At 63.2% G+C, this 14,875-nt stretch carries 12 protein-coding genes; 9 read left to right on the top strand and 3 right to left on the bottom strand.

Going from position 1 to position 14,875, the window contains the following annotated elements:
• Positions 1 to 95 precede the first annotated feature (95 nt).
• Positions 96 to 332: a helix-turn-helix domain-containing protein gene (locus NXY83_RS13770; protein WP_258802768.1), complete on the bottom strand. Its 237-nt coding sequence runs from the start codon at positions 330 to 332 to the stop codon at positions 96 to 98.
• A 251-nt stretch (positions 333 to 583) separates the two neighbouring features.
• On the opposite strand from NXY83_RS13770, the gene NXY83_RS13765 reads away from it, so the two are divergent.
• The 5 genes from NXY83_RS13765 (at position 584) to NXY83_RS13745 (ending at position 8,023) form a co-directional block, all read left to right on the top strand.
• Positions 584 to 2,344, top strand: coding sequence for an ABC transporter family substrate-binding protein (locus NXY83_RS13765; protein WP_258802767.1), 1,761 nt, complete (start codon positions 584 to 586; stop codon positions 2,342 to 2,344).
• Positions 2,345 to 2,631: 287 nt separating this feature from the next.
• Positions 2,632 to 4,317 (top strand): peptide ABC transporter substrate-binding protein, encoded by a 1,686-nt coding sequence (locus NXY83_RS13760; RefSeq protein ID WP_258802766.1) that lies wholly within the window; start codon positions 2,632 to 2,634, stop codon positions 4,315 to 4,317.
• A 121-nt stretch (positions 4,318 to 4,438) separates the two neighbouring features.
• Positions 4,439 to 5,368, top strand: coding sequence for an ABC transporter permease (locus tag NXY83_RS13755; RefSeq protein ID WP_258802765.1), 930 nt, complete (start codon positions 4,439 to 4,441; stop codon positions 5,366 to 5,368).
• The gene (locus NXY83_RS13750; protein WP_258802764.1) at positions 5,358 to 6,305 is read left to right on the top strand and encodes an ABC transporter permease; all 948 of its coding nucleotides are present in this window, start codon (positions 5,358 to 5,360) and stop codon (positions 6,303 to 6,305) included. The genes NXY83_RS13755 and NXY83_RS13750 overlap by 11 nt, the downstream gene beginning before the upstream one ends.
• Before the next feature lie 11 nt (positions 6,306 to 6,316).
• Entirely contained in the window at positions 6,317 to 8,023 is a 1,707-nt protein-coding gene (locus tag NXY83_RS13745) for a dipeptide ABC transporter ATP-binding protein (protein ID WP_258802763.1), read from the top strand.
• Positions 8,024 to 8,070: 47 nt separating this feature from the next.
• On the opposite strand, the gene NXY83_RS13740 is transcribed toward NXY83_RS13745, so the two are convergent.
• Complete coding sequence (locus NXY83_RS13740) at positions 8,071 to 9,162, bottom strand: SGNH/GDSL hydrolase family protein (RefSeq protein ID WP_258802762.1); 1,092 nt, start codon at positions 9,160 to 9,162, stop codon at positions 8,071 to 8,073.
• Between the two features lie 114 nt (positions 9,163 to 9,276).
• On the opposite strand from NXY83_RS13740, the gene typA reads away from it, so the two are divergent.
• The gene (typA, locus tag NXY83_RS13735; RefSeq protein WP_258802761.1) at positions 9,277 to 11,205 is read left to right on the top strand and encodes a translational GTPase TypA; all 1,929 of its coding nucleotides are present in this window, start codon (positions 9,277 to 9,279) and stop codon (positions 11,203 to 11,205) included.
• Positions 11,206 to 11,318: 113 nt separating this feature from the next.
• On the opposite strand, the gene NXY83_RS13730 is transcribed toward typA, so the two are convergent.
• Entirely contained in the window at positions 11,319 to 11,555 is a 237-nt protein-coding gene (locus NXY83_RS13730; RefSeq protein WP_258802760.1) for a hypothetical protein, read from the bottom strand.
• A gap of 135 nt (positions 11,556 to 11,690) precedes the next feature.
• Between NXY83_RS13730 and fdxA the strand changes: the two genes are divergently transcribed.
• From fdxA to NXY83_RS13715, 3 genes are all read left to right on the top strand, one after another.
• Positions 11,691 to 12,017 (top strand): ferredoxin, encoded by a 327-nt coding sequence (gene fdxA, locus NXY83_RS13725; protein ID WP_009356972.1) that lies wholly within the window; start codon positions 11,691 to 11,693, stop codon positions 12,015 to 12,017.
• 14 nt (positions 12,018 to 12,031) lie between these two features.
• Entirely contained in the window at positions 12,032 to 13,180 is a 1,149-nt protein-coding gene (gene dapC, locus NXY83_RS13720) for a succinyldiaminopimelate transaminase (RefSeq protein WP_309484080.1), read from the top strand.
• Positions 13,181 to 13,422: 242 nt separating this feature from the next.
• Entirely contained in the window at positions 13,423 to 14,709 is a 1,287-nt protein-coding gene (locus NXY83_RS13715) for a citrate synthase (protein ID WP_258802759.1), read from the top strand.
• Positions 14,710 to 14,875: the final 166 nt, after the last annotated feature.

Raw genomic sequence — 14,875 nt, 5'->3', positions numbered from 1 at the left:
CTCTCTTCGGAGGGCGGGGCTTCCTGTTAAACTATGAAGGTGCCCCGCCAGCGAGGATTCTGGCGGGGCACCTTTCGTGAAACAGCACAATCGTGCTATTTCCTCTTGGGCTCTGACGGAAGGCTGTTCAGCCACGTAACCAGGTCCTCGTGCGCTATGAGGGCTTTCGTCCCCACGTACCGTGCTATGAGGTAGCTGTCGGCTATCTGTTCCCGTAGCGTACGGCTACTGACTCCGACTCTGGCTGCGGCTTCCTCGATGCTGTAGGCAATCTTTCGTGTCGTGTGGCACGGGCAGCAGTTTGCGTGCGGGTAGTCTATCCATTCAGTCATGCGGCCCAGTTTGCCTTCCAGTCCGCAGAAAGTCCGCAAGAGGTCCGCAACAAGGCGAAACGGTCCGACACTGGCCCACTGCCAGAACCGCTAAAATTCAATGAAACCAACGGCGGCCGACCTTGTGCGGGTATCTAGGGTACGTTCCGCTTCAACGTCTAAGCGGCCACAGACCTTATCCTGACTACGTAGGGCGTGATCCTGGCGACTCCAGGTCCCCCTCCCGGTGAGGGAATACCCAAGGAGGCGGCATGCCGGTCAGGCGTCTGATGCAGTACATTACCGCGGCGGTGGCGGCTGCGCTGGTTCTTTCAGGCTGCTCCGGCGGCGGCAGTGCGCCCGTGGTGGTGGGGGAAACCAAACGGGGCGGCATTGCCACCGTCGCCGAGGTTAACGCGTTCTCCTCCTTCAACCCCTACAGCGCCGACGGCAACACCGACATCAATTCCAAAGTCGGTTACATCACCCATTCCGGGTTCTACTACCTGGATGACAACGCCGCCGTCCTGCGCAATGACAACTTTGGGCGGTTCGAGAAAGTTTCCGACGAACCGTTGAAGGTGAAGTACACCGTCAACGAAGGCGTCAAATGGTCCGACGGCGAAGCAATCGACGCAGGAGACCTCCTCTTGAGCTGGGCTGCCGGGTCAGGATACTTCGACGACGCCGACCCCCTTGCCGGAACAGGGACCAAGTACTTCTCCGTGGCCTCGGACACCAGCGGCCTGGCAGGGACCAACCTCCCGGAGGTCGGAAGCGACGGACGTTCGATCACCCTCGAGTACGCCACACCCTACGCCGACTGGGAAGTTGCGTTCGACGTCGGCCTGCCGGCGCACGTTATTGCAGCAAAGAGCGGCTTGAACGACGAAGAAGACCTGGTTGACCTGATCCAGGACTCACCCCGCGGTGACCCCGCGAAGCCCGTGGCCAACGCGGAGCTGAAGAGGGTCGCTGATTTCTGGAACTCCGGCTTTGACACCAAAACCCTTCCCGATGATCCCGCGCTGTACCTCTCCAGCGGCCCCTACATCGTGCGGGACATCGTTCCGGAGGTTTCCATGAGGCTCGTGCGGAACCGTGACTATGTCTGGGGAGCGGAGCCGTGGCTCGATGAGATCAACATCCGCTTCACCGGGGCACTGCCCGCAGCGGTTGACGCGCTGCGGAGCGGGCAGGCGGACATCATCTCGCCCCAACCCTCCGCCGGCACCGAGGATGTTTTCGCAGGCCTGGCTGAGCAGGGCAACACTATCGAGCGGTACAACCAGTCCGGCTACGATCACCTTGACCTTAATTTTGCCGGGCCTTTTGCGGAGGAAGACGTCCGTGAGGCCTTCCTCAAGACGGTTCCACGCCAGGCCATTGTCGACGCCGTCGTGGGGGATCTGCTTCCGGACGCCAAACCGCTGGATTCCCACGTCTTCCTGCCGGCGCAGCCCAGGTATGCGGACACGGCGAAAAACAACGGGTCTGCGGATTTCGCTGAAGTGGACATTGAGGGAGCCAAGGCGCTCCTGAACGGTGACACTCCCGCGGTCCGGATTCTCTACAACAGGGACAACCCCAACCGTGCCACAGCCTTCGCATTGATCCGGGACTCGGCGGCGCTGGCGGGGTTCCGCGTAGTCGACGGCGGGCAGGGCAGTGCGGACTGGGCAAAGTCCCTGGGCGGGGAAGGCCATGACGCTGCGCTGCTGGGCTGGATCGGGACAGGCGCCGGAGTCAGCAGGGTTCCCCAGATCTTCCGTACCGGTGCCGGCAGCAACTTCAACGGTTTCTCCGACGGCGACGCGGACAAGGCCATGGAACAACTGGCGGGAACCACCGACCTCGGCAAACAGGACGAGCTTCTCGCCGAAATCGACAAACAGATTTGGGAGAACGCCTACGGGCTTCCGCTGTACCAGACCCTCGGGACCACAGCCTTCGGGCCCCGGATCGCGGGAGTGAAATCGAGTTCCGGGCCACTCGGGGTTTGGTGGAACGTATGGGATTGGCGCCTGGCCTAGCCGTCCTGGCCTGCCTGCAGGGGCTCCACCAGCTCCTGCCGGGAACGTTCACGGCCGGTTCGCCCTCAGAGGCTACTGGCGAGTAGCATGTGACTTGCACAACTTCCGTTTACCGGCTATCACGTCGACGTGACGCGGTCACGGTTTGGCAACGGAGTACCAGTATCTGGACTTCGTGCAGTTAGGCTAATCGTTATATGTAGGTTGCGTCACAGCCGAGAGCTGCGTCCGGCCTGCGGGGAAGCACAATTTCCCCTCGTTATCTCCCACAACTCATAGGAGGCGGAATGCGTTTCACGCGCACTTCCAAAGCACTGGGCATCGTGGCAATCGCTGCACTTGCCCTGACCGGGTGCGGCGCTGGAGGCGGCACCACTGATGGGGCCAGCGACTCAGCCGGCGATCCGAACAAGGTCATCACCGCCTACAGCAACGAACCACAGAACCCGTTGCTGCCGGCCAACACCAACGAAGTTTACGGCGGCCGCGTTGTAGAACTCCTCTTTGAAGGCCTGCGGACGTACGACGCGCAGGGTAAGCCGGTCAACGCACTGGCTGAATCGATCGAATCTGCGGATGCGCAGAACTGGACCATCAAGGTCAAGCAGGGCCAGAAGTTCACCAACGGCGAGGAAATCACCGCCAAGACGTTTGTGGATTCCTGGAATTACGCAGCCAACTCCAAGAACCTGCAGAACAACGGATTCTTCTTCGAGTCAATCGCCGGGTATGAAGAGGTCTCTGCGGTAACCACCGAGAAGGCTGCCGACGGCAAGACCACCACCACCCCTGCACCCACGGCCGAAACCATGTCCGGCCTGGCAGCAACAGATGATTCCACCATCACGGTGAAGCTTGCCCAGCCTGAGGCTGACTGGTCGCTCCGCCTTGGGTACTCCGCCTTCTTCCCGCTTCCTTCCGCTGCCTTGGCAGACCCGAAGGCATTTGGCGAAAACCCTGTGGGCAACGGCCCGTACAAGCTCGAAAAAGAAGGCGCCTGGATCCACGACCAGTCCATCTCGCTGGTCAAGAACCCCGACTACACGGGTCCCCGCGAGGCTAAGAACGGCGGCGTGACCTTCAAGTTCTACACCGATCCGGGCCCGGCCTACACCGACCTGCAGTCCGACAACCTGGATGTCACCGACGTTCTTCCGTCCAACGCATTGAAGACCTACGTCTCCGACTTCCCGGACCGCAACGCCACCAAGCCGGTCGCCACCAACTCCACGCTGAACATCCCGCCGTACAACCCGAACTTCCAGGGTGAAGCCGGCAAGCTCCGCCGCCAGGCCCTCTCCTACGCCATCAACCGCGAGGAAATCGCCAAGGTCATCTTCAACGGCACCCGCACCCCCGCCAAGGCATTCGTTCCGCCGGTCATCGAGGGTTTCGAGGAAGGCATCGAGGGCAGCGAAATCCTCACGTTTGACGCCGACAAGGCCAAGGACCTGTGGGCACAGGCTGAAAAGATCCAGCCGTACGACGACTCCAAGCCGCTCCAGATTGCCTCCAACACCGATGGCGGCAACAAGGAATGGATCGACGCCGTAGCCAACGGCTTCAAGAACAACCTCGGCATCCAGGCGGAAATCCAGCCCTTTGCCAAGTTCGCTGAAGTCCTGAACCTGCGCAAATCCCAGGAGCTCCCGGGTCTTACCCGCGCCGGCTGGCAGGGTGACTACCCGTCGCTGTACAACTTCCTGGGACCGGTCTGGGCTACCAACGCCTCCTCCAATTACGAGAAGTACTCGAACCCCGAGTTCGACAAGCTCCTCCAGGAAGGCCTTGCCGCCAATACCAGCGAAGAAGCCAACGAGAAGTTCAACCAGGCACAGGAGATCCTCTTCGAGGACCTTCCCGGTCTGCCGCTCTGGGATCAGGCCCGTCCGATCGTGTGGAGCAATAACGTTGTGAAGGCCGAAACCGGCTGGAACGGCGGCGTCCGCTACTTCGACATCACGGCAAAGTAGTCCCCAGATCTAACTTGTCGACAAGCACATGGGGGTCCGGTCAAGGCCGGGCCCCCATTGGCTTGCGGCAGGAAGGCACCCATGAACCTGTTTGATTTCCACCCGGAAGGCTGGTGATCCGGTGGTCCGCTTTATTTTGCGCCGACTCCTGCAAGTGATCCCCGTCTTCATTGGCACCACGCTTTTGGTCTATTACATGGTGTTCGCCCTTCCCGGCGACCCCATCGCGGCGCTCTTCGGCGACCGGCAGCCCCCGCAGGCCATCATTGACACCCTGCGCAACCAGTACCACCTGGATGAGCCTTTCTGGGTCCAGTACGGCCTCTTCCTGAAAAACCTCTTCACCTTCAACCTCGGCAACGACTTCACCGGCCAGCCCATCGCGGCTAGCCTTGCCCGGGTCTTCCCGGTGACCGCCATGCTGGCCATCGAAGCCCTGGCCATCCAGGCAATCTTCGGTGTGGCCTTCGGCGTTTTCGCCGGCCTGCGCCGCGGTGGCTGGTTCGACTCCACGGTCCTGGTGGCCTCCCTGGTGGTCATCGCAGTTCCTACCTTCGTGTTGGGCTTCGTGTTCCAGCTGGTCTTCGGGGTACAACTCGGATGGGCCAAACCCACCGTGGGCGCCAACGCCGACTGGGGCAGCCTGCTGCTGCCCGCGGTGGTCCTGGGGCTGGTGTCCTTCGCGTACGTCCTTCGACTGACGCGCGCCTCAGTCAGCGAGAACATGAACGCCGACTACGTCCGGACCGCAACTGCCAAGGGCCTGTCCCGGCCGCGGGTAGTCGTGGCCCACATCCTGCGCAATTCCCTGATCCCTGTAGTGACCTACCTGGGCGCCAACCTTGGCGGTCTTATGGGCGGCGCAATCGTCACCGAAGGCATCTTCAACGTTCCGGGCGTCGGCAACAAGCTTTACCAGGCAGTCCTCCGCAGCGAAGGACCCACCATTGTCTCCATCGTCAGCGTGCTGGTGCTGGTGTTCGTGGTGGCCAACCTGCTCGTCGATCTCCTGTACGCCTGGCTTGACCCGAGGATCCGCTATGACCAGTAACAACAGCCACTTCGTGGCGCCCATCGACGAAACCCCGCTGCTGGCAACGGACGCCGTCAAGACTGACCAGGCACCGCTCAGCCTCTGGGCAGACGCCTGGCGAAAGCTCCGCCGTCGTCCGCTGTTCATCATCTCGGCGCTTCTCATCCTTGCCCTGACCGTAGTGGCGCTGTTCCCGGGCCTCTTTACCTCGGTGCCCCCCAACGCAGGCTGCGAACTGGCCAACTCGGAAGGCGGACCCACCGCCGGACACCCGTTCGGCTTCACGTTCCAGGGCTGCGACATTTACTCGAGGGTCATCCACGGCACGCAGGCATCGCTGTCCGTGGGCCTGCTCTCTGTGCTGTGCGTGCTGGTCATTGGCGTGACCGTTGGCGCCCTCGCCGGGTACTACGGCGGCTGGATCGATGCAGTACTCGCCCGCCTGGGCGACATCTTCTTCGCGCTGCCGCTGATCCTCGGTGCGCTGGTGATCACGCAGCTGCCCCTGTTCCGCGAGAACAGGAGCGTATGGACCGTGGTGTTCGTCATCTCGCTCCTGGCCTGGCCGCAGATGGCGCGCATTACCCGCGGCGCCGTCATCGAAGTGCGCAACGCGGACTTCGTCACGGCCGCCCGTGCGCTGGGAGTCTCCAAATTCGGGGCGCTGCTGCGCCACGTCCTGCCGAACGCCCTCGCCCCGATCATCGTGCTGGCCACCCTGGAACTGGGTGTCTTCATCGTGGCCGAGGCAACCCTGTCCTTCCTGGGAATCGGACTGCCGCAGAGCATCATGTCCTGGGGCAATGACATTGGGGCTGCGGCCCAGTCTTCTGTGCGGACCAAGCCGGAAATTCTTCTGTATCCGGCTGCTGCACTGTCCATCACGGTGCTGAGCTTCATCATGCTGGGTGACGCCGTCCGTGACGCCCTAGATCCGAAGAGCCGCCAGCGATGAGAGATAAAGAGATGACAACTCCAGACGTCCGCATCGATGAAGCAGGCACCAAGGGCACCACGCCGTTGCTGGAAATCCGGGACCTCGCCATCACGTTCAAGAGCAGTGGCGGCGAAGTCCATGCAGTCCGCGATGCGCACCTGACCATCATGCCCGGTGAAACCGTCGCTATCGTGGGCGAGTCGGGTTCCGGCAAATCCACCACCGCGCTGGCCGCCATCGGCCTGCTTCCCAACAACGGCCGGGTTTCCGGCGGCCAGATCCTGCTCGACGGAGAGGACATTGCCCACGCCAGCGAGCAGCGCATGATCGAGCTGCGCGGCAACACCATCGGCATGGTCCCGCAGGACCCCATGTCCAACCTGAACCCGGTCTGGAAGATCGGTTACCAGGTACGGGAAACCCTCCGCGCCAACGGGCGGCCCAGCGGGCCGGATGACATCGCCAAGGTGCTGTCCGAGGCTGGCCTGCCGGACGCCAAACGGCGTGCCAACCAGTACCCGCACGAGTTTTCGGGCGGTATGCGCCAGCGTGCCCTGATCGCCATCGGGCTCTCATGCCAGCCTCGGCTGCTCATCGCCGATGAGCCGACGTCGGCCCTGGACGTGACGGTGCAGCGGCAGATCCTGGACCACCTGGACACCATGACCACCGAACTGGGCACGTCCGTACTCCTCATCACCCACGACCTGGGGTTGGCGGCAGAACGGGCCGACAAGGTTGTCGTGATGTACCAGGGCCGGGTGGTGGAGGCAGGACCCTCGCTGGAACTGCTCCGCAACCCGCAGCACCCGTACACAAAGAGGCTCGTTGAGTCTGCCCCGTCCCTGGCCAGCCGCCGCATCCAGGCAGCCAGGGAACAGGGTGTGGAGACGACGGACCTGCTGGCCCCCGCTGCCGCGACGGCCGCCGCGGACAACGTCCTGCAGATCCAGGACCTGCGGAAGGTGTACAAGCTCCGCCAGGGCCTGGGGAAGGCAACGGACTTCGCAGCGGTGGACGGCGTGAGCTTCGACGTCCAGCGGGGAACCACGACGGCGATCGTCGGGGAGTCAGGTTCGGGCAAGTCCACGGTGGCCAGGATGATGCTCCAGCTGGAAAAGCCAACCGACGGCAAAATATTGTTCGACGGCTTGGACACCTCCCTGCTCAAAACCCGGGAGCTGTTCAAGTTCCGGCGCCGCGTGCAGCCGATTTTCCAGGACCCGTATGGCTCCCTGGACCCGATGTACAACATCTTCCGCACCATTGAAGAGCCGTTGCGGGTGCACAAGATCGGCGACCAGGCCAGCCGGGAGAAGAAGGTCCGGGAGTTGCTGGACCAGGTGGCGTTGCCACAGTCCGCCGTGCAGCGGTACCCGAACGAGCTCTCCGGGGGGCAGCGCCAGCGGGTTGCCATTGCCCGTGCGCTGGCCCTGGACCCCGAGGTCATCATCTGTGATGAAGCGGTGTCCGCGCTGGACGTGCTGGTGCAGGCGCAGGTCCTGAACCTGCTGGCAGACCTGCAGGCCAACCTCGGACTGACCTACCTGTTCATCACCCACGACCTTGCCGTCGTCCGGCAGATTGCGGACCACGTGTGTGTCATGGAGAAGGGGCGGCTGGTGGAGACCGGTTCCACCGACCAGGTCTTCGAATCGCCGCAGCAGGAGTACACGAAGGCACTGCTCAACGCCATCCCCGGGGCCAAGCTGATGCTTCCGCCCGAAGTGGCGTAGTTGAACAGGTGATGGGCTGGGGCCGCCGCTCCTGGAGAGCGTTGGCTTCAGTCCATCGTCTTGTCCTCCCCGGTTCGGGCCAAGGAACTGGCGGTGCTGGCCTTAAGATCAGGAACGTTAATTTCGCGGAGGCGACGCTCCAGCAGGATGCCCAGGGCTTTGCGCCCGTCGGCATCCATATGAACGGTATCCGCGAGGCGGTGGGTCAGGTTGTGCTTGGTCAACCAGTCGCCGACGCTGATGAAGGTGATGCCCTGCTTCGCTGCAATGGTCGCCAGCAGCGCATCCACTTGGCTCCGCCGGCCGCCACCGTTTCCTGCGCCGCGCCCGAGTGTCCCAACCATGACGATTCGGGTGGTGGGATACCTCGATTTCAACTCCTGAAGAAGCCGGTTTGCATTTGCAGTGATTTGGGCATCCGTGGCACCGCTGCCGGCGTCGTTCCCGCCGCCCTGCACCACCACCAAGCCGGGAGTGCCCACTGGAAGCAGCCAGTGGCCGAGCTCCAGGGCATCGATGTAGTTGCCCACCCTGCCGTTCGCTCTGACGAAACCCGTACCCCCCAGGCCGGCAAAATGAACGTTATACCCCAAGGCTGCAAGCGCCTGCCTTGGCCATCCGTTTGCGGGCTCTGACTGCGAGTCACCAATCAGGACGGCAGTCCTGCTGACGTTGGGTACAACCACTTCGTTGCGGCCGGAGATCGGATTCCGGTAGACAGATCCCGGTAGTGGGATGGCCATCCCCCCGACGACCTGAGCCAAGTCCAGATGTGACGAATACCGTGCAGCTGCGGGTTGACCTCCAGCCCGGACCGACCTGAGCAGTTTGGGCGGACCATCGACTTCGCCGGCAAGGATTATGGGGGCATGGGTGCCGGTATCCGGCGGGTTTACCTGCAGCGGTTGGCCTGGAGTGGCAAGGACCATTCCGGCCGCGACCCCCAAAGCCGCAATCCGTATCAGAGCAGGTGCAGGACGCATGCTGATATCTCGGGTTTCTCGCTGCTCATCAACAGCAATCATGGGGCATTGCCCGGCATTTATCCAGCGAGTGTGACGGCAGCGACGTGCCAGGGGCTGCCCGCCCGCATTGGTACCGCAAACTTGGTTGAGCTTTTTTAGGCCAATAAATGCCACTGCCGGTAGACTGGGGGAAGGTGCCCTGTGCTAAGGGCCTGATCCGTCGTGCGTTCCAGTTGGAAATGTCGCGATACAACAGCTGACTTTCACCACTGAATCGAGCCTTTACGCATGTCTGAAACCACCACCAACACCGCGGTAGCCACTGCATCACGCAGTGACCTCCGCAACGTCGCGATCGTGGCCCACGTTGACCACGGCAAGACCACCCTGGTCGACGCCATGCTCAAGCAGACCAACTCCTTTGCCGAGCACAACCACCTCGAAGACCGCGTGATGGACTCGGGTGACCTGGAGCGCGAAAAGGGCATCACCATCCTTGCCAAGAACACCACGGTGGCCTACAACGGACCGTCCTCAAACGGCGAGACCATTACCATCAACGTCATCGACACCCCCGGCCACGCCGACTTCGGTGGCGAAGTGGAGCGCGGCCTGTCCATGGTGGACGGCGTTGTGCTGCTGGTTGACGCTTCCGAGGGCCCGCTGCCGCAGACCCGTTTTGTGCTGCGCAAGGCCCTGGCCGCGCACCTGCCCGTCATCCTGCTGGTCAACAAAACCGACCGCCCTGACGCCCGCATTGAAGAAGTTGTCCACGAATCCATGGACCTCCTCCTCGGCCTCGCCTCGGACCTTGCGGACGAGGTCCCCGACCTGGACCTGGACAAGATCCTCAATGTTCCCGTCGTCTACGCCGCAGCCAAGGTAGGCCGCGCCTCCCTGGAGCAGCCTGCTGACGGAAGCGCCCCGGAGAACGAGAACCTGGAACCGCTGTTCCAGACCATCATCGAGCACATCCCCGCGCCCACGTACAACCCGAACGGCGTCCTGCAGGCACACGTCACCAACCTGGATGCTTCCCCGTTCCTGGGCCGCCTCGCCCTGCTGCGTATCTACAACGGCACCCTGCGCAAGGGCCAGACCGTTGCCTGGGCGCGCGCCAACGGTGAGCTCAAGAACGTCAAGATCACCGAACTCCTGGCCACCAAGGCACTGGACCGCGTGCCTGCCGAGTCCGCCGGCCCCGGTGAGATCGTGGCTGTTGCCGGTATCGAGGACATCACCATCGGTGAGACCCTGACTGACGCCGAGAACCCGCAGCCGCTGCCGCTGATCACCGTGGACGATCCCGCGATCTCCATGACCATCGGTATCAACACGTCTCCGCTGGCCGGCAAGGTCAAGGGTGCCAAGGTCACCGCGCGCCAGGTGAAGGACCGCCTGGACAAGGAACTGATCGGTAACGTCTCCATCAAAGTCCTCCCCACGGAGCGCCCCGACGCCTGGGAAGTCCAGGGCCGTGGCGAGCTCGCGCTGGCCATCCTGGTTGAGCAGATGCGCCGCGAAGGCTTCGAGCTGACCGTCGGCAAGCCGCAGGTTGTCACCAGGACCATCGACGGCAAGATCCACGAGCCGATGGAACACATGACCATCGACGTCCCCGAGGAGTACCTCGGTTCTGTCACGCAGCTCATGGCCGCGCGTAAGGGCCGGATGACCAACATGGCCAACCACGGCACCGGCTGGTGCCGCATGGAGTTCATCGTTCCGGCCCGTGGCCTGATCGGTTTCCGCACCAAGTTCCTCACGGATACCCGCGGTGCAGGCATTGCAGCTTCCATTTCCGAAGGCTACGAGCCGTGGGCCGGCCCCATCGAGTACCGGACCAACGGCTCGATGATCGCTGACCGCGCCGGTGTGGTGACCCCGTTCGCCATGATCAACCTGCAGGAACGCGGCTCGTTCTTCGTCAAGCCCACGTCCGAGGTTTACGAGGGCATGATCGTGGGCGAAAATTCCCGCGCCGACGACATGGACGTCAACATCACCAAGGAAAAGAAGCTCACCAACATGCGTGCAGCCTCCTCCGACACCTTCGAGAACCTGACGCCGCCGCGCGACTTGACCCTCGAAGAGTCCCTGGAATTCGCCCGTGAGGACGAGTGCGTCGAGGTGACCCCGGAAGCCATCCGCATCCGCAAGGTCATCCTGGACACCAACGAGCGCGCCAAGGCCAACCGGGCCCGCGCAAAGGTCTAGCAACAACGGCCTTCGGGTCAGTGGAACTGCCGGGACGGCAGGCGGGATTTTCCGCCGTCGTCCCGGCTTTTTCTTTGCCCCCGGGTGGGCACGGGCCTCGTTGAGGGCAACCCTTAGTGTGCAGGGCGGCGGCGCTCCGGCGCCGGCGGCACCTGCTTGGCAGCCACAACGCGCTCAAGGGGAATGACGACGTCGGCCTGCCGCGTGCGGACCGTGCAGGCACCGGCGTCGCACGAAACCAGGTGACCAAGCGCATCCGTCAGTCCATCCTCGAGCCGGTAGCGCACCACTACACGGGTACCGGGCGCGGCGGCGGAAAGAAACGCGGCGGGCGTGGGAGGCTGACTCACCAGTTCATACTAGGCGGCCCGGCTAGGTTCGCGGGAACGGGCTGGGAGATAATAGGCTCAGATGTCAGGGTCCGGCCAGAGTTGCCGGATGCAAGAACCGGCGGTCGCCGGAACCAACGTGGAGAGGCCAGGGACGTGACGTACGTAATCGCGCAGCCGTGTGTAGATGTCAAGGACAAGGCATGTATTGAGGAGTGCCCCGTCGACTGCATCTATGAGGGTGAGCGTTCGCTGTACATCCATCCGGACGAATGTGTCGACTGCGGTGCCTGCGAGCCGGTCTGCCCGGTCGAGGCGATTTACTACGAGGACGACACTCCCGACGAATGGGCCGACTACTACAAGGCCAACGTGGAGTTCTTCGACGACCTCGGTTCGCCCGGTGGTGCCGCCAAGATCGGTAATACCGGCAAGGACCACCCGATGATCGCTGCACTGCCGCCGCAGAACCAAGACCACTGACGCATTCAGAAAAGGTGACCGCAGCAGTGAATTCGTTCGGCCTTGACCTGCCCGATTATCCGTGGGAGGCCATGGCGCCGTATCTCACGAAGGCTACGGAGCATCCCGACGGAGCCGTCAACCTGTCCATCGGGACGCCGGTGGACCCCACCCCGGCGCTGATACAGGATGCGTTGAAGGCTGCTGCCGACGCTCCGGGGTACCCCACCGTCCATGGGACGCCCGCGCTGCGGGAAGCCATCGCCGGCTGGTTCGAGCGCCGCCGCGGAGTTGCTGGGCTGGATCCCCGCAACATCATGCCCACCGTGGGTTCCAAGGAACTCGTGGCGTGGCTGCCGCTGCTGCTCGGACTAAAGCCCGGCGACGTCGTCGTACGCCCCAAGGTCGCCTACCCCACGTACGATATCGGCGCCACCCTCGCCGGGGTCACCTCGGTGGCCACAGATAACCTTGACGAGCTCGACGACGCCACCCGCTCACGGGTCCGGCTCATCTGGGTCAACTCACCAGGCAATCCCACCGGCAGTGTCCGCGACACCGACTCCCTGAGGACGCTCGTGGAGCAGGCCCGGGAGCTGGGGGCAGTGGTGGCCTCAGACGAATGCTATGCAGAACTTGGCTGGGGAACCTGGGACATCCAGCGCGGCGGCCAGGCGGTGCCCAGCATCCTGGACCCGCGGGTGGCCGGTGGATCGCACCAGGGACTGCTGGCCGTCTACTCATTGAGCAAGCAGTCAAACCTGGCGGGCTACCGGGCGGCCTTCGTGGCCGGGGACCCGGACCTGATGCCCAACCTGGTCAACAGCCGCAAGCACGCCGGCATGATCGTTCCCTTTCCCGTGCAGGAGGCCATGCGCGTGGCGCTTGGCGATGATGCCCACGTCGAGGACCAGAAGGACCTGTACCGGGGCCGGCGGGAACGGCTAATGCCGGCGCTGCTGGACTTCGGACTGGAAATCAAGGATTCCGACGCCGGCCTGTACCTGTGGTCCACGGCGGGGGAGAGCACCTGGGATACGGTGGCGCGACTGGCTGAGCGGGGCATTGTGGTGGGGCCCGGGGTCTTTTACGGTGAGGCCGGCAACGGCTATGTCCGGGTAGCCCTGACGGGAACCGATGAGCGGATCGACGCCGCGGTGGCGCGGCTGCAGGAAACCCGGTAGCAAGAGACCGCGTAACAATCGTGTGACTCGTGCCACACCGCCCGCATTTTAGGGGGCTTGGAGCCGTCGCGGATTAGTGACACCCGCCAAGGAGCGGTAGTTTTTAAGTGACTATCAATGGTGGCTTTCTACAAGAAGGCAGCCCGGGTGTTGGAACCTGTGTTCTCAGGGTCAGTGCGCGGCTCACCTGATGTTGGATCAAGCTTTCGACAGAGGCCCAGAAGCCTCATGAAGGGGACTCCATGACTGAGACCAACAACGCGGCCACCCTGCTTCACGCAGGAGGCGAGCTCAAGCTCCCGCGCATCCAGGTTATTGAAGGAAACGAAGGCTACGACGTTTCCAAGCTGCTCAAGCAGACGGGCGCAGTCACCTTTGACCCCGGCTTCATGAACACCGCAGCAACCACCTCCGCTATCACCTACATCGACGGCGATGCCGGCATCCTGCGCTACCGCGGATACCCCATCGAGCAGTTGGCGCAGCACTCCAGCTTCCTCGAGGTGTCCTACCTGCTGATCTACGGCAACCTGCCCTCGCCCACCGAGCTGGACGAGTTTGACCAGAAGATCCGGCGCCACACGCTGCTGCACGAGGAGCTGAAGGGCTTCTTCGGCGGCTTCCCCCGTGACGCGCACCCGATGCCCGTCCTGTCCTCGGCCGTATCCGCGCTGTCCACCTTCTACCAGGACTCGCTGGACCCCTTCAACGCCGAACAGGTGGAAGTCTCCACCATCCGCCTTATGGCCAAGCTGCCGGTCATTGCCGCCTACGCGCACAAGAAGTCCATCGGCCAGCCCATGCTGTACCCGGACAACTCCCACAACCTTGTGGAGAACTTCCTGCGCCTTAGCTTTGGCCTGCCGGCCGAGCAGTACGAGGTTGACCCCATCGTCGCCAAAGCACTGGACCTGCTCCTCATCCTGCACGCGGACCATGAGCAGAACTGCTCCACCTCCACTGTGCGCCTGGTGGGTTCCTCGAATGCCAACCTGTTCGCGTCCGTCTCCGCGGGCATCAACGCGCTCTTTGGCCCCGCTCACGGCGGTGCCAACGAAGCTGTGCTGAAGATGCTGCGCCAGATCCAGGCCGAGGGCACCAAGCCCGAGGACTACATGGAGAAGGTCAAGAACAAGGAGGACGGCGTCCGGCTCATGGGCTTCGGACACCGCGTCTACAAGAACTACGATCCGCGGGCCAAGATCGTCAAGGCCACTGCCCACGAGATCCTTACCAAGCTCGGCGGCAACGACGAACTGCTGGACATCGCCCTGCGCCTGGAAGAGAAGGCGCTCAACGATGACTACTTCATCGAGCGCAAGCTCTACCCGAACGTGGACTTCTACACCGGCCTGATTTACAAGGCCATGGGCTTCCCGGAGAAAATGTTCACAGTCCTGTTCGCCATCGGCCGCCTCCCCGGCTGGATCGCCCAGTGGCGTGAAATGATCAGTGACCCGAACACCAAGATCGGCCGCCCCCGCCAGCTGTACATTGGCGAGCCCGCCAGGGATTACCCGGCCCGCTAGGCCCCTCCGGCTCCCTGTTCGAGCCACTACGACGACGGCCGCCCACCTTCCCAGGTGGGCGGCCGTTGCGTATCCGGTGATTGAGCTTCAGTTGCCTGCTGATTGAGCCTCCCACCCGCTCCCTTGCCTCCCAAGCTCGGCCAGGGAACCCGGCGGGCGTGGGCCC

This window comes from Pseudarthrobacter sp. NS4 (assembly GCF_024758005.1).
GTDB lineage: Bacteria > Actinomycetota > Actinomycetes > Actinomycetales > Micrococcaceae > Arthrobacter.
Note: the sequence above shows the minus strand (reverse complement) of the source record. Positions and strands in the feature narration are given on the sequence as shown.

Bases quoted from the DNA above. Each gene is read 5' to 3' on its own strand.
- NXY83_RS13745 (WP_258802763.1), top strand. From the start codon at position 6,317: ATGACAACTCCAGACGTCCGCATCGATGAAGCAGGCACCAAGGGCACC.
- NXY83_RS13750 (WP_258802764.1), top strand. From the start codon at position 5,358: ATGACCAGTAACAACAGCCACTTCGTGGCGCCCATCGACGAAACCCCG.
- NXY83_RS13770 (WP_258802768.1), bottom strand. From the start codon at position 332: ATGACTGAATGGATAGACTACCCGCACGCAAACTGCTGCCCGTGCCAC.
- NXY83_RS13715 (WP_258802759.1), top strand. From the start codon at position 13,423: ATGACTGAGACCAACAACGCGGCCACCCTGCTTCACGCAGGAGGCGAG.
- typA (WP_258802761.1), top strand. From the start codon at position 9,277: ATGTCTGAAACCACCACCAACACCGCGGTAGCCACTGCATCACGCAGT.
- NXY83_RS13765 (WP_258802767.1), top strand. From the start codon at position 584: ATGCCGGTCAGGCGTCTGATGCAGTACATTACCGCGGCGGTGGCGGCT.
- NXY83_RS13760 (WP_258802766.1), top strand. From the start codon at position 2,632: ATGCGTTTCACGCGCACTTCCAAAGCACTGGGCATCGTGGCAATCGCT.